Raw genomic sequence first — 19,327 nt, 5'->3', positions numbered from 1 at the left:
GTCAGCCACTGCGTAGCTGTTGCTGCTGGCGCAAGCGCATGTGCAGCAACGGATACGGCTGCCCAAGACCATCATGCTCCGTGCGTCCGATCACCTCGAACCCCTGCTTGAAGTAAAACCCCAGGGCCTGCGGGTTTTGTTCGTTCACGTCCAGTTCGTCGGCATTCATGCGCTCGATCGCGTAGCGCAGCAGTTGGCGGCCGAGGCCCTGGCCCCGGTGTTGCGGGTCGATGAACAGCATCTCGACCTTGCCCGCAGCGACGCCGGCAAACCCGGTGATGCGTTGGCGCGAGTCCTTGGTGCAAATCAGCATCACCGCGTCCAGGTAGCGGGTCAGCACCAGGTTTTTCAGCAACTCGATGTAACTGTCTGGCAGAAAATCGTGGGTGGCCCGCACCGATGCCTCCCAGATGTGTGCCAATTCGGCGTAATCGCTGATTTTAGGTGTGTGGATAACCGAATGCTGACGCATGCCCGCTGCCCCTTTGCCTTGATGTGCGCTGATGGGCAAAACGATAGACCTAAAAAAGCCCCGCATCTTGTCCAGAGGCAGGGCTTTTTCAAAATATTACACGTCAGTCACGCTTCTCGGCCCACAGGTCGTATTCGTCGGCGTCCGTCACGGTGCACCAGACCTTGTCACCCGGCTTCAAACCGCTGGCATCGTCGATAAACACGTTACCGTCGATCTCCGGGGCATCGAAGAAGCAGCGGCCGACCGCGCCTTGCTCGTCGACTTCGTCGATCAGCACTTCGATTTCCTTGCCGATGCGCAATTGCAGGCGCGCCGAGCTGATGGCCTGCTGGTGCGCCATGAAACGCTCCCAACGGTCCTGCTTGACGTCATCCGGCACCACGGCCAGGTCCAGCAGGTTGGCCGGAGCGCCTTCCACCGGCGAGTACTGGAAGCAGCCGACGCGGTCCAGTTGGGCCTCGGTCAGCCAGTCCAGCAGGTACTGGAAGTCTTCTTCGGTTTCGCCGGGGAAACCGACGATAAAGGTCGAGCGAATGATCAGCTCCGGGCAGATCTCGCGCCAGTTCTTGATGCGTGCCAGGGTCTTGTCTTCGAAGGCCGGGCGTTTCATGGCTTTCAGGACTTTCGGGCTGGCGTGCTGGAACGGGATGTCCAGGTACGGCAGGATCTTGCCGGCGGCCATCAACGGGATCAGCTCGTCCACGTGCGGATACGGGTAAACGTAGTGCAGGCGCACCCACACGCCGAGGCTGCTGAGGGCTTCGCAGAGCTCGGTCATGCGGGTTTTCACCGGCGCGCCGTTCCAGAAGCCGGTGCGGTATTTCGCGTCGACGCCGTAGGCGCTGGTGTCCTGGGAGATCACCAGCAGCTCTTTCACGCCGGATTTGACCAGGCGCTGGGCCTCGTCCAGTACATCACCGACCGGGCGGCTGACCAGCTTGCCGCGCATCGAGGGGATAATGCAGAAGCTGCAGCTGTGGTTGCAGCCTTCGGAAATCTTCAGGTACGCATAGTGGCGCGGGGTCAGCTTGATGCCCTGCGGCGGCACCAGGTCGATCAGCGGGTTGTGGTCCTGGCGCGGCGGCACGACTTCGTGCACGGCGTTGACCACCTGCTCGTACTGCTGCGGGCCGGTCACGGCCAACACGCTTGGGTGCACGTTGCGGATATTGCCTTCTTCCACGCCCATGCAGCCGGTCACGATGACCTTGCCGTTTTCCTTGATGGCCTCGCCGATCACTTCCAGCGACTCCGCCTTGGCCGAGTCGATGAAGCCGCAGGTGTTGACCACCACCACGTCGGCGTCCTGATAAGTGGACACCACGTCATAACCTTCCATGCGCAGTTGGGTCAGGATGCGTTCGGAGTCGACCAGAGCCTTCGGGCAACCCAGGGAAACAAAGCCAACCTTGGGGTTGGCCTTTGCGATGGTGGTGGACATGTCTAACCTCGGTATTGAATGACGCCGCCAGTCGGGCACGACAGGGCTGCGGACGGGCACTTGGTGTGCCTCTGATCAAAAAGTGCGCAATTCTAGCGACGGGCAACGCACTTGACCAGCTTTATGCAGGGAAATGCGACGAGTGCTGCGTTGGGTAATTCGCAGAGCCCTTCCACGCTCTCAAGCCCGCACGTCCTGCTCCGTGCGGTGCGCGACGACTTTGGACAGGCCCACCCCCAACGCCTGGAGCACTTTCAGCAGGGTGGAAAGTTTTGGGTCGCCGCCGACGGCGATGGATCTGTAGAGATTAGCTCTATTGAGCCCGGTGTTCTGCGACAAGCTGAGCATTCCGCCACGAGCTTCCGCCACTCGACGAATAGCGACAAGGAACGCGTCCTCACCCCCCGCTTCATCGATTTCCTCAAGTGCGACGGACAGATATTCCAGGGCAAATGCTTCGTCGTCTCGGAGCATTTCAAGAACACTCTCTTCATGAGAACGAGTACGAATGGTCATTTTTGCTGCTCCTTGTAGGATTTCCAGAGAGCCTTGGCCTGATCGATGTCGTTCTGCTGTCTGGCCTTTGAGCCACCACCCAACAGGAAAACAATTTTTCGATCCACGATTGCGTAATACACGCGAAGCCCGGGTCCGAAGTCGAGCTTCATCTCAAAGACCCCATCACCCACCGGCTCCGCCACCCCAAAGTGACCAAGGCATGCTCGGTCCACTCTGGTGGTGATTCTTACCTTTGAACGGGTGTTTTGCACGGTGTCCAGCCAAGCTTGGTAGATGTCTACGCCGTTGACTGACAGGACGTGTTTCACTTCGTACATAAGGAATGTACTTTAAAAGAGACAGGTCGACGATTGAGTTTTTGTATCGACTGCGCGCCGCAGGGGCACGATTGATGGATCAGGTAAGCCGGTCAAGGAAACCCCGCTTGCACCCCTAAAGGCAGCATTACTAAGCCGGGCCCAAAATATACGGTCGGCCGTGATGCGCTCAATGCAGGCAAATAGGCCCCAAAATGCCTTGATCTCTTTTAATGACGGCAGAAAACGCCACCCTTATCACTTGAGCAGGGAAATGCGACGAGTGCTGCGCTATGCTTCGCGCCGTTGCACATGGGTAGAACCCCTGGGTCAATAAAACGTCTGTTACGAGAAGTAAAACAGCGCATGCTAGGGTCAGCTTAGGCGCGTTGTTTATAAAAGACCTCAGGTCAAAGGGCAGGAGTGGTTGATGGGTCACGCGAGTAGTCAGGCAGCAGGTGCCGAGCATTCAAACGCCAAGCCGATTGGCATGCTGGTGGCAGCGGTCGGGGTGGTTTACGGCGATATCGGCACCAGCCCGCTCTACACCCTTAAAGAGGTGTTCAATGGGGGGTATGGGGTTCAGGTCAACCATGATGGGGTGCTGGGGATCCTGGCGCTGATTTTCTGGTCACTGATCTGGGTGGTGTCGATCAAGTACATGCTGTTTGTACTGCGTGCGGACAACCAGGGCGAGGGCGGCATCATGGCGCTGACCGCGCTGGCGCGCCGGGCGGCGGGGGAGCGCAAGAAGCTGCGCAATTTCCTCGTGGTCTGTGGCTTGTGCGGGGCTGCGCTGTTCTACGGCGACAGCATGATCACCCCGGCGATTTCGGTCTTGTCGGCCATTGAAGGCCTGGAACTGGCATTCGATGGCCTGGATAAATGGGTTGTGCCCATCGCGCTGGTCGTGTTGGTGGCGTTGTTTCTGATCCAGAAACACGGCACCGACCGCATCGGCAAGCTGTTCGGACCGGTGATGGTGACCTGGTTCCTGGTGCTGGGTGGCCTTGGTGTGTATGGCATCACCCTGCACCCTGAAGTGCTCAACGCCTTGAACCCGATGTGGGGCGTGCGTTTCTTCGAGGCTCACCCCGGCATTGGCGTGGCGATCCTGGGGGCGGTGGTGCTGGCTTTGACCGGTGCCGAGGCGCTGTACGCAGACATGGGGCACTTCGGCCGCAAGCCCATCGCCCGCGCCTGGTTCATCCTGGTGCTGCCGGCGTTGGTGCTCAATTATTTCGGCCAGGGCGCGATGCTGCTCGGCGATCCGGAAGCTGCGCGCAACCCATTCTACTTGCTGGCGCCGAGTTGGGCGCTGATCCCGCTGGTGGTGCTGTCGACCCTGGCCACGGTGATTGCGTCGCAGGCGGTGATTTCCGGTGCGTTCTCGTTGACGCGCCAGGCGATCCAGTTGGGTTATATCCCGCGCATGCACATCCAACACACGTCCAGTGCCGAGCAGGGCCAGATCTACATCGGCGCGGTGAATTGGTCGCTGATGGTCGGCGTGATCCTGCTGGTGCTGGGCTTCGAGTCCTCCAACGCACTGGCGTCGGCCTACGGTGTAGCCGTGACCGGTACCATGCTGATGACCACGATCCTGGTGTCGGCGGTGATGCTGCTGCTGTGGAAATGGCCACCGATCCTGGCCGTGCCGGTATTGGTCTGCTGCCTGCTGGTCGACGGGCTGTACTTCGCCGCCAACGTGCCGAAGATCATCCAGGGCGGCGCCTTCCCGGTCTTGGCGGGGATCGTGCTCTTTGTGCTGATGACCACGTGGAAGCGCGGCAAGCAGTTGCTGGTCGAGCGCCTCGACGAAGGCGGCCTGCCGTTGCCGATCTTTATCAGCAGCATCCGTGTGCAACCGCCGCATCGCGTGCAGGGTACGGCGGTGTTCCTCACCGCGCGCCCGGACGCCGTGCCCCATGCGCTGTTGCACAACCTGTTGCACAACCAGGTGCTGCACGAGCAAGTGGTGCTGCTGACGGTGGTCTACGAGGATATTCCACGCGTACCGGCCGCCCGGCGCTTCGAGGTGGATGCCTACGGCGAGGGGTTCTTCCGGGTGATCCTGCACTTTGGCTTTACCGATGAGCCGGACGTGCCTGAAGCGCTGAAGCTGTGCCACCTCGACGAGCTGGATTTCAGCCCGATGCGCACCACCTACTTCCTCAGCCGTGAAACGGTGATCGCCTCGCGCATCAAGGGCATGGCCCGTTGGCGTGAAGCGCTGTTCGCGTTCATGTTGAAGAATGCCAACGGCAACCTGCGGTTCTTCAAGCTCCCGGTCAACCGCGTGATCGAACTGGGCACCCAGGTCGAGATGTAAGCCTGTGCACGACGGGAGCCGGTAATCGGCTCCCGCTTTCGTTCTGAACCCTGTGCAATCCAACGTTGTCGACTAGGCTGTAGGAGCAAGCTTGCTCGCGAAAAACGTCAATTAAAACGCGTTGATCCTGAATACACGCGGCGCCGGTGAGTCTTTCGCGAGCAAGCCTGCTCAGTTAAAAGAGCCCAAAAAGCCCAGAAGAGGTGCGCCATGAGTCAGCTGCTCGAACCCTATACCCTGCGCCAATTGACCCTGCTCAACCGCATCGCCGTGTCGCCGATGTGCCAATACTCCAGCGTCGATGGCCTGGCCAATGACTGGCACCTGGTCCACCTTGGCAGTCGCGCAGTCGGCGGCGCCGGGCTGATCTTCACCGAGGCCACCGCGGTGACCGCCGATGGCCGTATCACTGCCGAAGACCTGGGCCTGTGGAACGACGAACAGATCGAACCGCTGCAACGCATCACGCGGTTTATCGCAGCCCAGGGCGCCGTGGCCGGGATCCAGCTGGCCCATGCCGGGCGCAAGGCCAGTACTCATCGGCCATGGATCGGCAAGCATGGCAGCGTCAACCCGGAGGACGGCGGGTGGGTGCCGGTGGGGCCGTCGCCGATTGCCTTTGACCCCAATCACACACAGCCCCGGCAGTTGGACGAAGGGCAGATCCAACAGGTGATCGCCGACTTTGTCGCCGCCGCCAAGCGCGCGCTCACGGCCGGGTTTGAAGTGGTGGAAATCCATGCGGCTCACGGTTACCTGCTGCATCAATTTCTCTCGCCGATCAGCAATCAACGCCAGGACCAATACGGCGGCTCTTTTGAAAACCGTATCCGCCTGGTGCTGCAAGTCACCGAAGCCGTGCGTGCGGCCTGGCCTCAGGACCTGCCGCTGTTTGTGCGGGTGTCGGCCACCGACTGGGTGGAAGATGGCTGGAACCCTGATGAAACCGTGGAATTGGCGCGCCGCTTGAAGGATTTGGGTGTGGACCTGATCGACGTGTCCTCTGGTGGCACCGCCGCCAATGCCGAGATTCCGACGGGGCCCGGCTACCAGACGCGCTTCGCCGAACGGGTACGCAAAGAGTCAGGCATCGCCACCGGCACGGTGGGCATGATCACCGAACCGGCACAGGCTGAGCACATCCTGCGCACCTGCCAGGCCGATATTATCTTCCTGGCCCGTGAACTGCTGCGGGACCCGTACTGGCCGCTGCATGCCGATGATGACCTCGGCGGGCGCAAGGCGACCTGGCCGGCGCAGTATCAACGGGCAACCCATCGAGACCAGCCGATTCATGAGTCTGACTTGAGGGATTGATCCGCCTCGCGCCGCACTCGAAACCCACCATGAATCGGTGGGTTTTTTTTGCATGATGCTGTGGGAAAAGTCCGTAGGTGATTGTTACTCAAGAGATTTTTTAAGTGAAAGCTCTAAAAAAATCCCACACGTGACCAGATTGTTTCTACGCTTAGGGTAAGTCTGATTTCTGGCCCAGGGAGTCAGTCCGTTTGTCCGCGCAGGCCTTGTGCTTAAGGGGATGCAGGTGATGGGCGCCAGGAGTATTTGATCGATATCAGGAGAAACAGTCCATGGCCAAGTCCTATGGTGTTGCGGGTGCAGTGGTGTCTTTTCTGGCCCGCAGGTTGTTCATGCGTGGCTGCAGGTTGAGTTCGGACGAGGCTGAATTACTCGCGCAGTATCGCGCCCTGAACGAGAGTGACCAGGTGGCGATGCGATATCTGATTGGGGCAATGAAGAGTGTGTCGCGGTTCTGAGGCGGGCATTTGAGTCCTGTGGGAGCGAGCAACCTCGCTCCCACAGGTGGCATCACGCGTATTTACGCGCCTCGGGTGCCGGCGGGAAGTACTGATACAGCCAGGTTTCACTCAAGGTGCGGTCCTGGGTGCGGATGAACAGGCGCAGTTCCACCGGCTCGACGCTGTCGCTGGTCGGGTACCAGTCGAACAGGATCCGATAGCCCTTGATGTTGTCGAGCACCAGCACGCTGAAGTCTTTCACTTCGCCGTGGGAGCAGGTCACCACCGGCTCGATCCCGGTGCCGGCCGGCAGGCGATCGAGGCCGCCGCCCTTGAAGTCCACGGCAAACCGACGCGCCCACACCTCTGGGTAATGCTCGCCCGGTGCCCAACCTTCAGTGAAGCCGCCCATGCCCGAACGGGTCGCGTCGACCTGTGCCAGCGGCGTGCTGACCGGGGGCAGGGCGCTCCAGTAGAGCTTGTAGCCATAGTTGAGCGAATCGCCAGGCGCCACCGGTTTTTTCGGTGTCCAGAAGGCCACGATGTTGTCCAGGGTCTCGCCGGTGGTGGGGATCTCCAGCAGGTCGATCGAGCCTTCGCCCCAGGCGGTGGTCGGTTCTACCCACAGGCTTGGGCGCTTGCTGTACCAGTCCACAGTGTCCTGGTAGCTGGCGAACTCATGGTCGGTCTGCACCAGGCCGAAGCCTTTCGGGTCGGTGTCGGCGAATGCGTTGAACTGCAGCTTGGCCGGGTTGTTCAGCGGGCGACAAATCCACTCGCCATTGCCACGCCACATCGCCAGGCGATCCGAGTCGTGGATTTGCGGGTGGATGGTGTCGCACATGCGGCGTTCGTGGGTGCCGCAACTGAACATGCTGGTCATCGGCGCGATGCCCAGTTGTTCGATGGCGGTGCGCGCATTGATGTTGGCGTCGATCGCCATCACCACCTGGTTGGCCTGGCAGTCGATATCGAAGCGATAGGCGCCGGTGGCGCTCGGCGAGTCGAGCAGGGCGTAGACCACAAAGCGGGTGGCGTTCTTGTCCGGGGTCTCGAACCAGAACTGCGTGAAGTCGGGGAACTCTTCGCGCTTCTTCGCGTAGGTATCAATCGCCAGGCCCCGTGCGGAAAGGCCGTACTGGCCGGTGGAATCCACCGCGCGGAAGTAGCTGGCGCCGAGAAACGACAGCACGTCGTGGCGATCCAGTTCCGGTGCCTTGAACAGCTTGAAGCCGGAGAAACCCAGGTCGCCGGTCAACTGTTTGGTGTCGACGGTGGTTTTTTCATAGTTGAACAGTGAAGGGCGGAAATGCACTTCGCGGGCTTCACGGGTCTTGGGGTCGACGCTGTGCATGCGCACCGGCGTCTTGAACCCCATGCCGACGTGGAAGAACTGCACGTCCAGTTGGCCGTTCAATTCCTTCCACAGCGAATGGTTGCCGTCGTACCCGATGGCGTTGAAATTCTGCGGGGTCATGGTCGCCAGGGTGGGCGGGAGTACCTGTTTGGTGTCTTTATACGCGGTCCCGGCGAGCTGCTTGGCCTGGGCCTTGAGCGTTTCAAAATCAAACGCCACGGCCTTGCCATCGGCGGCGCGATTCCCGGCCCAAGCCTGCGCGGCGAGCAGGCCGCTGGCCGACAAACCGGTGTAAGCCGCAATGGCCATGGACACTTTGAGCAAATTCCTACGGTGCATAGAGACAACCTGTCGTGAGCAAATCCCGCGCCGTTCCTGGCACGTGCTGGATCAGAAAGTACGGTTCGGACATGCCTTCGGCCAAACGCAACGGACAATAAACAGACGCCGGATAGCTTAAGCGGTTCGATGACGTAGGAAAAATGATTGATAGCGGCGTGATGGCGTTGCATATGAAACAAGGTATTTCTCAGGAGCAGACAGTCCCCCTGTGGCGAGCGGGCTTGCCCCGCGTTGGGCTGCAAAGCAGCCCCAATACCCGACATTCGGTGTGTCTCAAAGAGCACCGCTGCCTCGAAGGGGCTGCTGCGCAGTCCAACGCGGGCCACGCCCCGCTTACCACAGGAAGCCTTCGCCACACGTGGCCTTCAACTCACCTCGCCGACCGCCCGGTACGCCTCATCAATCGCCGCATGGGCGTACGCACTCCACGCCGCATCCGAGTTGGCGATGCTCACGTGCCCCAGCGGCTTGCGCGCCAGGTTCATCAGCGCTTCGCTCTCGCCGGCGTTGTCGAACAAGCTGTTGGAAAAGTATGCATAGCCATGGGACCAGCGATTCACCGTGATCCCGAGGATATCGGTCTCGTGGTTGAACCCACCCGGGCCGAGCATGCGTTGCAGTTGGTCACGCAATTGCGTTTCCAGTTGCTCGAAGGTCTGCGCATACAACTTGCCGCGCCCGGCGCGCGCCTGGTCGCGGGCGTTCATGCCGCTGTTGGGGCTGGTGGGCACGTAGACCATGTGCAAGCCAATCGGCTGCGTCGGGTCGCGCGGGTGGTCGTAGCCACCCATGCTCACCGGGTAGTCCAGTTTGATGCGGCTGTACGGTTGGGTGGCCGCGTAAATCTCATGCACGCCAAGTTTCTGGAACGATTGCCAGTTGCGGATCACCACCTTGGTGTACACCAGCGGGAATTTCACGTTCTGGCTCAAGGCGTGGGCCTGGGGGGCCGGCAGGTCCTTGAGCAGGTACGGGATCATCATGTTGTAGCAGGCCAGGATGCAGCGTTTGCCACGCACCTGTGCGAGTTGTCCGCCACGGCTGTAGCCGATATGCACGCTGTCGCCCACGTTGCGCACGCTGACCGCCGTGCTGTTCAAGCGCACCCGTACCGGCGCCTTGGGTTGATCGAGCTTGGCGTAGTCAAACGCTGCCAGCACGATATCGTCCATGGTGTGCCCGGGTGCCACGCCGGGGACCAGGCTGCGCACCAGCAGGCGTGCGAGTGACGCGTTGCCATCCGGGAAGTGGTAGATGTAGGGCTCTTCCATTTCGGCAGCGGCTTCTTCGCTGATCGGTGCCAGGTTCATGCCGCCGAAACCTGGGAATCCCACGTTATAGGCGTCGGACGATGCCACGGCATCGATGCTCAAGGCCATGAAGTCATTGGTGCGGCTCTGGAAGTACTTCACCGCGCCTTCCGATAATCCGACGTTCTTCAGCAGGAAATCGCGGTAACTGGTGACCGCCAGGTAGTCGGCCTTTTGCTCGGCCGTCTTGCCCGGCAGGTAATCCTTGGGCGCCGTGTGCAGCTCGATCAACGCCTGACGGTCGGCGGGTGGCAGCGGGAAGTCATTGATGAAGTCGCTGATGGAGCGCGCATGCAATTGGTCGGGCGCGATGTCGTCGGCGACCATCGGCGTCGGGTCGCCGGTCACCAGTTTGTCTTCGCCAAAGTTCTCCTTGTCGAAGAACACCCCGCGCGACAACCCCAGGCCCGGGTAGAACTGGCGGTCGAAGGCGGTCTCGAAGCGCTTGATGTTCACCCCGAGTTTTTTCAGCAGGCCATTTACTTGCTTGCTGTAGAGGTGGTTGGGCGACTGGAACGCCTCGCTGCCGCCGTAGCCGATGATCATGCGGCCGCCGGCCTGGAATTCATTGCGCTTGGCATGGCCGCCGAAGTCGTCGTGGTTTTCCAGGATCAGGATCTTCGCCTTGGGGTGCTTCTCGCGGTAGAACCACGCCGCCGACAGACCACTCAGGCCGCCCCCGACCACCACCAGGTCATAGTTCTCGGTGATCGGCAGTTTGTCGGTGTCGAAGACCTTCTTTTCCCAGCCCATCTGGTGCGCCACTTCGAACGAGCCGACATGGCTGCCGCGCAGGCCGGTGAGGGCGGGCGGGTAGTAGCGGCCGTCGGGCGCGGCCTGGAGGATTTGCAGCGGGGTCATGCCGGCGGCAATAGTGATGGCGACGCCGTTGAGGAAGTCGCGGCGGGTAATGTCCATGGGAACCTACGAATTATTTATTGTTATGAGGAGGTCCCCTGTGGGAGCGGGCTTGCTCGCGATAGCGTCGGCACAGACACGCCGCCATCGCGGGCAAGCCCGCACACAGGGGTAAAGCGTCAGTGCTTGAACATCACATGGCGTACGGTGGTGTAGTCCTCCAGCCCATACATGGACATGTCCTTGCCATACCCGGACAGTTTCTGACCGCCGTGGGGCATTTCACTGACGAGCATGAAGTGGGTGTTGACCCAGGTGCAGCCATATTGCAAACGCGCGGCCAGGCGATGGGCGCGTCCGACATCGGCGGTCCATACGGATGACGCCAGGCCGTAGTCCGAATCGTTGGCCCAGCCGAGCACCTGCGCTTCATCGGTGAATTTAGTCACCGACACCACCGGCCCGAACACCTCGCGGCGCACGATTTCGTCGTCCTGCTGTGCATCGGCCAGCACCGTCGGTTCAAAGAAGAAACCATTGCCTTCCACCGCCTTGCCGCCGGTCACCAGGCGGATGTGCGGCTGGGCCACGGCGCGTTCGACAAAACCGGCGACGCGGTCGCGGTGCTGCGCGGTGATCAGCGGGCCGAGCTCGGTGGCCGGGTCATCCTGCAGGCCGTACTGGATGCTGGCGACTGCCGCGCCGAGCTTCTCGACAAACGCATCGTAGATATCCGCCTGGGCATAGATGCGGCACGCCGCGGTGCAGTCCTGGCCGGCGTTGTAGAAGCCGAAGGTGCGAATGCCTTCGACGGCCGCGTCGATATCGGCATCGTTGAAGATGATCACCGGGGCCTTGCCGCCCAGCTCCATGTGCATGCGCTTCACGCTGTCGGCGGTGCTGGAGATGATGTTCGCGCCGGTAGCGATGGAGCCGGTCAGCGACACCATGCGCACTTTCGGGTGGTTCACCAACGGGCTGCCCACGGTCGGACCACGCCCGAACACCAGGTTGAGGACACCGGCCGGGAAAATATCGGCGGCCAGTTCGACCATGCGCAACGCCGTCAGCGGGGTTTGTTCCGACGGCTTGAGCACCACGGTATTACCGGCAGCCAGGGCAGGGGCGATTTTCCAGGCGACCATCATCAGCGGGTAGTTCCACGGCGCGATGGAAGCGATGACGCCCACCGGGTCGCGACGGATCATCGAGGTGTGACCGGGCAGGTATTCGCCGCCAGCCGACCCGCTCATGCAACGGCTGGCACCGGCAAAGAAGCGGAACACGTCGGCAATCGCCGGGATCTCATCGTTCAGTGCGGCGCTGTAGGGCTTGCCGCAGTTGTCCGATTCCAGCTTGGCCAGCTCTTCACCGTGGGCCTCGATCACGTCCGCCAGTTTGAGCAGCAGCAAGGAGCGGTCTTTGGGTGCGGTCTGCGACCAGCCTTCAAAGGCGGCATCGGCGGCGCGCACGGCGGCGTCGACCTGGGCTTCGCTGGCTTCCTTGATTTCCACCAGCACGCGGCCGAGCGCCGGGTTGAATACGGCTTGGGCCGGGCCTTCGCCTTCGACCAGGTGGCCGTTGATCAACAGTTTGGTTTGCATGGTTAATTCCTCCTCAAAGCGACAGTTCTATCTCTGGAGAAACCGGTTCGACTGTGGGAGCTGGCTTGCCTGCGATTGCGGTGGTTGAGTTGATACCGCTATCGCAGGCACGCCAGCTGCCACATTGACCGTGTTTCAACAGTAGCAATGGGTTGTCAGTTATTTACCGCCACTCCCGGCCACGCTTTCACCGCCGCGCGTCAGGTAGTAGGCACCGAGAATCGGGAACATCGTCACCAGCATCACCAGCATCGCGACCACGTTGGTCACCGGCACATCGCGTGGCCGGCTGAGCTGGTTGAGCAGCCACAGCGGCAAGGTGCGCTCGTGGCCGGCGGTGAAGGTGGTGACGATGATTTCGTCGAACGACAGCGCAAACGCGAGCATGCCGCCGGCCAGCAGCGCCGAGCCGAGGTTGGGCATGATGATGTAGCGGAAGGTCTGCCAGCCGTCGGCACCCAGGTCCATCGAGGCTTCGATGAGGCTGTGGGAAGTACGCCGCAGGCGCGCGATCACGTTGTTGTAGACGATCACCACGCAGAAGGTCGCGTGGCCGACGATGATGGTGAACATCCCGGGCTCGATGCCCAGCGTCTTGAACGTCGCCAGCAGTGCGATACCGGTGATGATCCCCGGTAGCGCAATCGGCAGGATCAGCATCAGCGACACGCCTTGCTTGCCGAAGAATTCGCGCCGATATAGCGCCGCCGAGGCCAGGGTGCCGAGCACCATGGCGATCAACGTGGCGATGGCCGCGATCTGCAGCGACAGCTTGATCGCTTCGAGCACGTCGGGCCGGGCGAAGGCCACGCTGAACCACTTCAGGGTAAAGCCCTGGGGCGGAAAGCTGAACGCGGCTTCTTCGGTGTTGAAGGCGTAGAGGAAGATGATCAGGATCGGGAAGTGCAGGAAAACCAACCCGCCCCAAGCCGCTATTTTCAGGCTCCACGAAGCTTTTTCAGAGTGCATCGAAGGCCCCCAGGCGTTTGACGATGGACAGGTAAACCGCGATCAGCACGATCGGTACCAGGGTGAACGCGGCGGCCATGGGCATGTTGCCGATGGCACCTTGCTGGGCGTACACCATGCCGCCGACGAAGTAGCCCGGCGGGCCCACCAGTTGCGGCACGATGAAGTCGCCCAGGGTCAGCGAGAACGTGAAGATCGAACCGGCGGCAATGCCCGGCACCGACAGCGGCAAAATCACCTGCATGAAGGTTTGGCGCGGCTTGGCCCCGAGATCCGCCGAGGCTTGCAGCAGGGACGGCGGCAAGCGTTCCAGCGAGGCCTGGATCGGCAGGATCATGAACGGCAGCCAGATGTACAAGAACACCATGAAGCGCCCCAGGTGCGAGGTGCTCAAGGTGCTGCCGCCCACGCCGGGAATGCCCAGCACGAACTGCAGCAGCGGTTCCAGCCCCAGGTGCTGCACGAACCACTGTGCGACGCCGCCCTTGGCCAGCAGCAAGGTCCAGGCATACGCCTTGACGATATAGCTGGCCCACATCGGCATCATCACCGCGATATAGAAGAACGCCTTGGTCTTGCCCGTGGTGTAGCGCGCCATGTAGTAGGCGATCGGGAAGGCGACGATGGCGCTGGCGATCGACACCACGATCGCCATGCTCAGGGTGCGCACGATGATGTCGAAGTTCGACGGCTGGAACAGGGCGGCGAAGTTGGCCAGGGTCAGGTCCGGCGTGACCGCCATGGTGAAGTCGTCGAAGGTATAGAAACCTTGCCACAGCAGGGTCAGCAGTGAGCCCAGGTAGATCGCGCCGAACCAGATCAGCGGCGGTACCAGCAGCATTGCCAGGTACAGGTTGGGCTTGCGGTACAGCAGGTTGGAAAACCTGCGCATCGGCGGTTGGGAAAGGGCCGAAGTCATCTCACACCTCGCCTGCGATGTCGGTCAGCGGGGTCATGGCTTCCCGCGCCCAGCGCGCGGTGACGGTCTGGCCGACCTGGTGGCCGCTGCTGATATCCAGCCATTGGTTGTTCGCCTGGCTGATGTTCAGCGCCTGGCCGTTTTCCAGTTTCAGTTCATAGCGGGTGGCGCTGCCCTGGTACTGGATGTCGTGCAGCAGGCCGCTGATTTCGACCTCACCGACGCCCAGCGGGCCTTCGGCAAAGCGCACGTGTTCCGGGCGGATCGAGAACGGCTGCGGGGTGCCGCTGAGGCGTTGGGCCAGCTCGCCGCGAAGCACATTGGAGGTGCCAACGAATTCGGCGACGAACGACGTGGCCGGCTTCATGTACAGGTTGCGCGGGGTGTCGACCTGTTCGATGCGGCCCTTGTTGAACACCGCCACCCGGTCGGACATCGACAGCGCTTCGGTCTGATCGTGCGTCACGAAGATAAAGGTGATGCCGAGTTGGCGTTGCAGCTTCTTCAACTCGCTTTGCATCTGCTCGCGCAGCTTGAGGTCGAGGGCGCCGAGCGGCTCATCGAGCAGCAGCACACGCGGGCGATTGACCAGTGCGCGGGCCAGTGCCACCCGTTGGCGCTGGCCGCCGGAGAGTTGCACCGGCTTGCGGTCGCCGTAGCCGCCGAGGGCGACCATGCCCAGGGCTTCTTCGGCGCGGTTGAGGCGCTCGGCCTTGCCGACGCCCTTGACCTTGAGGCCGTAGGCGACGTTGTCGCGCACATTCATATGCGGGAACAGCGCGTAATCCTGGAACACGGTGTTGACGTCACGCTGATACGGCGGCAAGCCGGCGGCTTCCTCGCCATGAATGCGGATCGAGCCTGCGCTCGGCTGCTCGAACCCGGCGATCAGGCGCAGGCATGTGGTCTTGCCTGAGCCGGAAGGGCCGAGCATGGAAAAGAACTCGCCGTCCTGGATATCGATGGAAACCCGGTCAACGGCTTTCACTTCGCCGAACTGACGGGAAACGTGGGTGAATTGGACTGCAAGCGTCATGGTGCGGTGCTCCAAAAAGGCGCGGGTCGTCGCAGCGGCCCGGCCTGGACTTCTGAAAAAATTAACACGGTGTTGAGGGCGACTCGGTCGAAATGTGGGAGCGGGCTTGCTCGCGAATGCGGTGTGTCAGTCACCGATGAATCAACTGAAAGTCCGCTTTCGCGAGCAAGCCCGCTCCCACATGGGGCCGGTGTCGCCTGGGAGGGCTTAGCGCCCGCCCATGATCGCGATGTAATCCTGGGTCCAGCGGCTGTACGGCACGAACTTGCCGCCTTCAGCCTGCGGGGTTTTCCAGAAAGCGATCTTTTCGAACTGGTCGAACCCGTTGGTCTTGCAGCCTTCGGCGCCGAGCAGCTCGCTCTCTTTACACGCCGCAGGCACCGCCGGCAGCGAGCCGAACCAGGCCGCGACATCGCCCTGGACCTTCGGCTGCAGCGACCAGTCCATCCACTTGTAGGCGCAGTTGGGGTGCTTGGCCTCGGTGTGCAGCATGGTGGTGTCGGCCCAGCCGGTGGCGCCTTCCTTGGGAATGGTCGAGGCGATCGGCTGTTTCTCGTTGACCAGGCCGTTGACCTGATACGGCCAGGCGCTGGAGGCCACTACGCCTTCGTTCTTGAAGTCGCTCATCTGCACAGTGGTGTCGTGCCAGTAGCGGTGGATCAACGGCTGCTGGGCGCGCAGCAGTTCGAGCACGGCCTTGTACTGGGTTTCGGTCAGTTCGTAAGGGCTCTGGATGCCCAGCTCCGGCTTGGTCGACTTGAGATACAGCGCCGCATCGGCGATGTAGATCGGACCGTCGTAGGCTTGCACGCGGCCTTTGTTCGGCTTGCCGTCAGGCAGGTTCTGCGCATCGAACACCACGTTCCAGCTGGTGGGCGCGGTCTTGAATACGTTGGTGTTGTACATCAGCACGTTCGGGCCCCACTGGTACGGGGTGCCGTAGGTTTGCTGGCCGACCACGTACCACGGCGCATCCTTGAGGCGCGGGTCGAGGTTTTTCCAGTTGGGGATCAACGCCGTGTTGATCGGCTGCACACGCTTGCCGACGATCAACCGCAACGAGGCATCGCCGGATGCGGTGACCAGGTCATAACCGCCCTTGGCCATCAGGCTGACCATTTCGTCAGAGGTGGCGGCGGTTTTCACGTTGACCTTGCAACCGGTTTCCTTCTCGAAACCGGTGACCCAGTCGTAGGCCTTGTCGCTTTCGCCACGTTCGATATAGCCGGGCCAGGCGACGATATCCAATTGGCCTTCACCTGCCCCCACCGCTTTCAGCGGTTCGGCGGCCTGAAGGCTGGCGCTGGCCAGCAGCGCGGTGGTCAGGGCACTGAGCAGTGCGGTCTTGTGCGCGGACATGGGGATTCCCTCTTCTTTAATTATGGTCGGGGCAGTAAAAACAGGTATACGGGTTGATTATTGTTTTAGCGTAGCTCTAAGGGCTGAGCTGCAAGTCGCAAGCTGCAAGCCGCAAGCCGCAAGCAAAAGCAAAAGCAAAAGCAAAAGCAAACGCAAACGCAAACGCAGATCCGCTTTTACTTGCAGCTTGCAGCTTGCCGCTTATAGCTGATGTCCATGTCTAGCCATGATGTGCCGCACCACGCTGTAGTCCTGAAGCGAATCGCTGGACAGATCTTTCCCATACCCCGAGCGCTTCAAGCCGCCGTGGGGCATTTCGCTGACCAGCATGAAATGGCTGTTGATCCAGGTGCAGCCGTATTGCAGGCGCGCCGCCACCTGCATGGCTTTGTCCAGGTTCTGCGTCCATACCGACGAGGCCAGGCCGTATTCGGAGTCGTTGGCCCAGTCCACTGCCTGTTCCAGTTCATCGAAGCGGGTCACGGTGACCACCGGGCCGAAGACTTCGCGCTGTACGATCTCATCGTTTTGTTTGCAACCGGCGAGGAGTGTCGGCTGGTAATAGAAGCCGGCACCGGAATGTACGGCGGCACCCGTGACCCGCTCGATATGCGGCTGGCCGAGGGCGCGCTCGACAAAACTGGCGACGCGGTCACGCTGGCGCGTGCTGATCAGCGGGCCGAGTTCGTTGTCGGCATCACGCTTGCCGGCAAAGCGCAGGCTGCTGACGGCCGCGCCAAGCTCGGCGACCAATTTGTCGTGGATACCGGCCTGGGCGTAGATGCGGCAGGCCGCGGTGCAGTCCTGGCCGGCGTTGTAATAGCCGTAGGCACGCACGCCTTCGACCACGGCTTGCAGGTCGGCGTCGTTGCAGACGATCACCGGGGCCTTGCCGCCCAGTTCCAGGTGCGTGCGTTTCAGGGTTTTCGATGCGGCTTGCAGAATTTTCTGCCCGGTGACGATATCGCCGGTCAGCGACACCATGCGCACCTTGGGGTGGCTGACCAAATGGCTGCCGACGCCTTCGCCGCCGCCACACAGAATGTTGATGACCCCGCGCGGCAGCAGTTCTTTAAGGACGGGGGCGAGGGCCAGGATCGACAGCGGCGTATGTTCCGACGGCTTGAACACCAGCGTATTACCGGCGGCCAGGGCGGGGGCGATCTTCCACGCGGCCATCATCAGCGGGTAGTTCCACGGCGCAATGGAGGCGACCACGCCAATCGGGTCACGGCGCACCATGCTGGTGTAGCCCGGCAGGTATTCGCCGCTGAGCTGGCCGGTCTGGCAGCGCACGGCCCCGGCGAAGAAGCGGAACACATCGACGGTGGCGCTCAAGTCATCCTGGCGCGCCAGGTGCAGGGGCTTGCCGCAATTGAGTGATTCGAGGCGAGCGAGGTAGTCGGCTTGTTTTTCGATAGCGTCGGCGATGCCCAGCAGGATGATCGAGCGTTGCTGCGGCGTGGTCCGCGACCAGCCGGCAAACGCGCGGTGCGCTGCGAGGATGGCGCTTTCGACCTGTTCGGTGCTGGCTTCGGCGATCTGGGTGAGAACTTCACCGGTGGCCGGGTTGAGGATCGGCTCGACAAAACCCTGGCCCTGGACCAGTTCGCCGTCGATCAGCAACGCAGTGAGCAGCGGGGTGGGCGCGCCGGACATTTTTCGCGATCTCTTTTCTTGTGTGGCCATGGGCGTTCTCTTACAAGGCGCCTGACCTTCTCTTATGGATGAGCTGAGAGTAGAGGTCGGGCGCGAGGTCAACAAATACTAAATACTGAATGCAGCATTCGATTAAATAGATGGCTTGCGCGGATGCGGCTGTTCGCGGGCCACCGTCAGGAACGGGTCCACCAGCGCCGGGCGCGCGGTGCCACGGCGCCAGGCCAGGCCCACATCGAGGGTCTGGCTGAGGTCGGCAATCGGCCGCGCTTCAATAATGTCGCCTTCCAGGGACCAGGGCCGGTAGGTCATGTCCGGCTGGATCGACACTCCCAGGCCGGCAGCCACCAGGCTGCGCACTGCTTCGGTGGAAGCGGTGCGCAAGGTCACGCGTGGTTGCAGCGCGGCTGCAGTCCACAGGCGTTGGGCGTTGTGGCCCATTTCGTCGACGTTCAGTTGAATCAACGGCTCGCGCGCCACATCGGCCAGGTTGATGCTGTCGTGCTCCAGCAACGGGTGCTGCGCCGGCAGCCACAGGCGATGGGGCGAGTGGGTGAGGACTTCGGTCTGCAGGGCGTGGCGGTCTTCGAGGTTGGACAGGATCAGCACTCCCACATCGATCTCGCCGCTGACCAGCAAATGCTCGATGTACGGGCGTTCATCCTCCATCACGCGGATTTCCACATTCGGATAGGCGCGCTGGAAACGGGTCAGCAGGTCGGCAAGGTAATACCCGGCAACCAGGCTGGTCACGCCGATGATCAACTGGCCGGCAACCTGGTCGGTGCTCTGCTGCAGGCTGCGCTTGGCGTTGTCGACGGTGGCAAGAATCAGGTGCGCCTGGCGCAGGAACTGATGGCCCTGGTGGGTCAGGGTCATGCCCTTGGCGTGGCGGTTGAACAGGTTGACGCCGATTTCCTGCTCCAGTTGCTGGATGGCCAGGGTCAGGGTCGACTGGGAAATGAACGCGGTTTGCGCGGCGGCGGAGATCGAGCCCGTCTCGGCCACGGCGATGAAATGCCGGATTTGACGCAAGGTCATCATGCTGGAATTACCAGTGGGGTGTTTTTATAGATTTATTCGAGTGTATATCG

Annotated in this window: 16 protein-coding genes; 3 read left to right on the top strand and 13 right to left on the bottom strand. The window is 61.6% G+C overall.

Features of this window, described 5'->3' with window-relative positions; genetic code table 11:
* Position 1: 1 nt before the first annotated feature.
* The 4 genes from BBG20_RS11605 to BBG20_RS11590 all read right to left on the bottom strand — a co-directional run bounded on the left by BBG20_RS11605 (position 2) and on the right by BBG20_RS11590 (position 2,752).
* Positions 2 to 472, bottom strand: coding sequence for a GNAT family N-acetyltransferase (locus BBG20_RS11605; RefSeq protein WP_065903260.1), 471 nt, complete (start codon positions 470 to 472; stop codon positions 2 to 4).
* A 103-nt stretch (positions 473 to 575) separates the two neighbouring features.
* Positions 576 to 1,916 (bottom strand): 30S ribosomal protein S12 methylthiotransferase RimO, encoded by a 1,341-nt coding sequence (rimO, locus tag BBG20_RS11600; RefSeq protein ID WP_065903257.1) that lies wholly within the window; start codon positions 1,914 to 1,916, stop codon positions 576 to 578.
* A gap of 180 nt (positions 1,917 to 2,096) precedes the next feature.
* Positions 2,097 to 2,432, bottom strand: a complete 336-nt coding sequence (locus BBG20_RS11595) for an addiction module antidote protein (RefSeq protein WP_065903255.1) — start codon at positions 2,430 to 2,432, stop codon at positions 2,097 to 2,099.
* A complete protein-coding gene (locus BBG20_RS11590; protein ID WP_065903254.1) occupies positions 2,429 to 2,752 on the bottom strand; it encodes a type II toxin-antitoxin system RelE/ParE family toxin in 324 nt (107 codons plus the stop codon). Before BBG20_RS11590 ends, BBG20_RS11595 begins: the two co-directional genes overlap by 4 nt.
* Before the next feature lie 409 nt (positions 2,753 to 3,161).
* Here BBG20_RS11590 and BBG20_RS11585 point away from each other — a divergent pair, with 409 nt between their 5' ends.
* The 3 genes from BBG20_RS11585 to BBG20_RS11575 all read left to right on the top strand — a co-directional run bounded on the left by BBG20_RS11585 (position 3,162) and on the right by BBG20_RS11575 (position 6,838).
* Positions 3,162 to 5,063, top strand: coding sequence for a potassium transporter Kup (locus BBG20_RS11585; protein WP_065903251.1), 1,902 nt, complete (start codon positions 3,162 to 3,164; stop codon positions 5,061 to 5,063).
* Between the two features lie 210 nt (positions 5,064 to 5,273).
* On the top strand, positions 5,274 to 6,380 hold the full coding sequence (locus BBG20_RS11580) for an NADH:flavin oxidoreductase/NADH oxidase (protein WP_065903248.1): 1,107 nt from the start codon (positions 5,274 to 5,276) through the stop codon (positions 6,378 to 6,380).
* Between the two features lie 272 nt (positions 6,381 to 6,652).
* Positions 6,653 to 6,838 (top strand): hypothetical protein, encoded by a 186-nt coding sequence (locus tag BBG20_RS11575; protein WP_065903245.1) that lies wholly within the window; start codon positions 6,653 to 6,655, stop codon positions 6,836 to 6,838.
* A 52-nt stretch (positions 6,839 to 6,890) separates the two neighbouring features.
* Here BBG20_RS11575 and BBG20_RS11570 read toward each other — a convergent pair whose 3' ends face one another.
* From BBG20_RS11570 to BBG20_RS11530, 9 genes are all read right to left on the bottom strand, one after another.
* The gene (locus BBG20_RS11570) at positions 6,891 to 8,516 is read right to left on the bottom strand and encodes a glucan biosynthesis protein D (protein ID WP_065903242.1); all 1,626 of its coding nucleotides are present in this window, start codon (positions 8,514 to 8,516) and stop codon (positions 6,891 to 6,893) included.
* 368 nt (positions 8,517 to 8,884) lie between these two features.
* On the bottom strand, positions 8,885 to 10,747 hold the full coding sequence (locus tag BBG20_RS11565; protein WP_065903239.1) for an NAD(P)/FAD-dependent oxidoreductase: 1,863 nt from the start codon (positions 10,745 to 10,747) through the stop codon (positions 8,885 to 8,887).
* Positions 10,748 to 10,866: 119 nt separating this feature from the next.
* A complete protein-coding gene (locus tag BBG20_RS11560; protein ID WP_065903235.1) occupies positions 10,867 to 12,291 on the bottom strand; it encodes a gamma-aminobutyraldehyde dehydrogenase in 1,425 nt (474 codons plus the stop codon).
* 159 nt (positions 12,292 to 12,450) lie between these two features.
* Complete coding sequence (locus tag BBG20_RS11555; protein ID WP_065903232.1) at positions 12,451 to 13,260, bottom strand: ABC transporter permease; 810 nt, start codon at positions 13,258 to 13,260, stop codon at positions 12,451 to 12,453.
* Positions 13,250 to 14,179 carry an ABC transporter permease gene (locus BBG20_RS11550; protein WP_065903230.1) on the bottom strand — a complete coding sequence of 310 codons (930 nt, stop codon included), beginning with the start codon at positions 14,177 to 14,179 and terminating at the stop codon, positions 13,250 to 13,252. The genes BBG20_RS11555 and BBG20_RS11550 overlap by 11 nt, the downstream gene beginning before the upstream one ends.
* A gap of 1 nt (position 14,180) precedes the next feature.
* A complete protein-coding gene (locus BBG20_RS11545) occupies positions 14,181 to 15,215 on the bottom strand; it encodes an ABC transporter ATP-binding protein (RefSeq protein WP_065903225.1) in 1,035 nt (344 codons plus the stop codon).
* A 207-nt stretch (positions 15,216 to 15,422) separates the two neighbouring features.
* A complete protein-coding gene (gene ydcS / locus BBG20_RS11540; protein WP_065903220.1) occupies positions 15,423 to 16,574 on the bottom strand; it encodes a putative ABC transporter substrate-binding protein YdcS in 1,152 nt (383 codons plus the stop codon).
* Positions 16,575 to 16,775: 201 nt separating this feature from the next.
* Complete coding sequence (locus tag BBG20_RS11535) at positions 16,776 to 18,233, bottom strand: gamma-aminobutyraldehyde dehydrogenase (protein WP_065903215.1); 1,458 nt, start codon at positions 18,231 to 18,233, stop codon at positions 16,776 to 16,778.
* A 132-nt stretch (positions 18,234 to 18,365) separates the two neighbouring features.
* Entirely contained in the window at positions 18,366 to 19,277 is a 912-nt protein-coding gene (locus BBG20_RS11530; RefSeq protein ID WP_065903213.1) for a LysR family transcriptional regulator, read from the bottom strand.
* Between the last annotated feature and the right edge of the window lie 50 nt (positions 19,278 to 19,327).

Origin of the sequence: Pseudomonas aylmerensis (assembly GCF_001702265.1) — a bacterium.
Lineage (GTDB): Bacteria > Pseudomonadota > Gammaproteobacteria > Pseudomonadales > Pseudomonadaceae > Aquipseudomonas > Aquipseudomonas aylmerensis.
Note: the sequence above shows the minus strand (reverse complement) of the source record. Positions and strands in the feature narration are given on the sequence as shown.

Excerpts from the sequence above, each read along its gene's own strand:
- BBG20_RS11605 (WP_065903260.1), bottom strand. The coding sequence starts at position 472 with ATGCGTCAGCATTCGGTTATCCACACACCTAAAATCAGCGATTACGCC.
- rimO (WP_065903257.1), bottom strand. The coding sequence starts at position 1,916 with ATGTCCACCACCATCGCAAAGGCCAACCCCAAGGTTGGCTTTGTTTCC.
- BBG20_RS11595 (WP_065903255.1), bottom strand. The coding sequence starts at position 2,432 with ATGACCATTCGTACTCGTTCTCATGAAGAGAGTGTTCTTGAAATGCTC.
- BBG20_RS11590 (WP_065903254.1), bottom strand. The coding sequence starts at position 2,752 with ATGTACGAAGTGAAACACGTCCTGTCAGTCAACGGCGTAGACATCTAC.
- BBG20_RS11585 (WP_065903251.1), top strand. The coding sequence starts at position 3,162 with ATGGGTCACGCGAGTAGTCAGGCAGCAGGTGCCGAGCATTCAAACGCC.
- BBG20_RS11580 (WP_065903248.1), top strand. The coding sequence starts at position 5,274 with ATGAGTCAGCTGCTCGAACCCTATACCCTGCGCCAATTGACCCTGCTC.
- BBG20_RS11575 (WP_065903245.1), top strand. The coding sequence starts at position 6,653 with ATGGCCAAGTCCTATGGTGTTGCGGGTGCAGTGGTGTCTTTTCTGGCC.
- BBG20_RS11570 (WP_065903242.1), bottom strand. The coding sequence starts at position 8,516 with ATGCACCGTAGGAATTTGCTCAAAGTGTCCATGGCCATTGCGGCTTAC.
- BBG20_RS11565 (WP_065903239.1), bottom strand. The coding sequence starts at position 10,747 with ATGGACATTACCCGCCGCGACTTCCTCAACGGCGTCGCCATCACTATT.
- BBG20_RS11560 (WP_065903235.1), bottom strand. The coding sequence starts at position 12,291 with ATGCAAACCAAACTGTTGATCAACGGCCACCTGGTCGAAGGCGAAGGC.
- BBG20_RS11555 (WP_065903232.1), bottom strand. The coding sequence starts at position 13,260 with ATGCACTCTGAAAAAGCTTCGTGGAGCCTGAAAATAGCGGCTTGGGGC.
- BBG20_RS11550 (WP_065903230.1), bottom strand. The coding sequence starts at position 14,179 with ATGACTTCGGCCCTTTCCCAACCGCCGATGCGCAGGTTTTCCAACCTG.
- BBG20_RS11545 (WP_065903225.1), bottom strand. The coding sequence starts at position 15,215 with ATGACGCTTGCAGTCCAATTCACCCACGTTTCCCGTCAGTTCGGCGAA.
- ydcS (WP_065903220.1), bottom strand. The coding sequence starts at position 16,574 with ATGTCCGCGCACAAGACCGCACTGCTCAGTGCCCTGACCACCGCGCTG.
- BBG20_RS11535 (WP_065903215.1), bottom strand. The coding sequence starts at position 18,233 with ATGTCCGGCGCGCCCACCCCGCTGCTCACTGCGTTGCTGATCGACGGC.
- BBG20_RS11530 (WP_065903213.1), bottom strand. The coding sequence starts at position 19,277 with ATGATGACCTTGCGTCAAATCCGGCATTTCATCGCCGTGGCCGAGACG.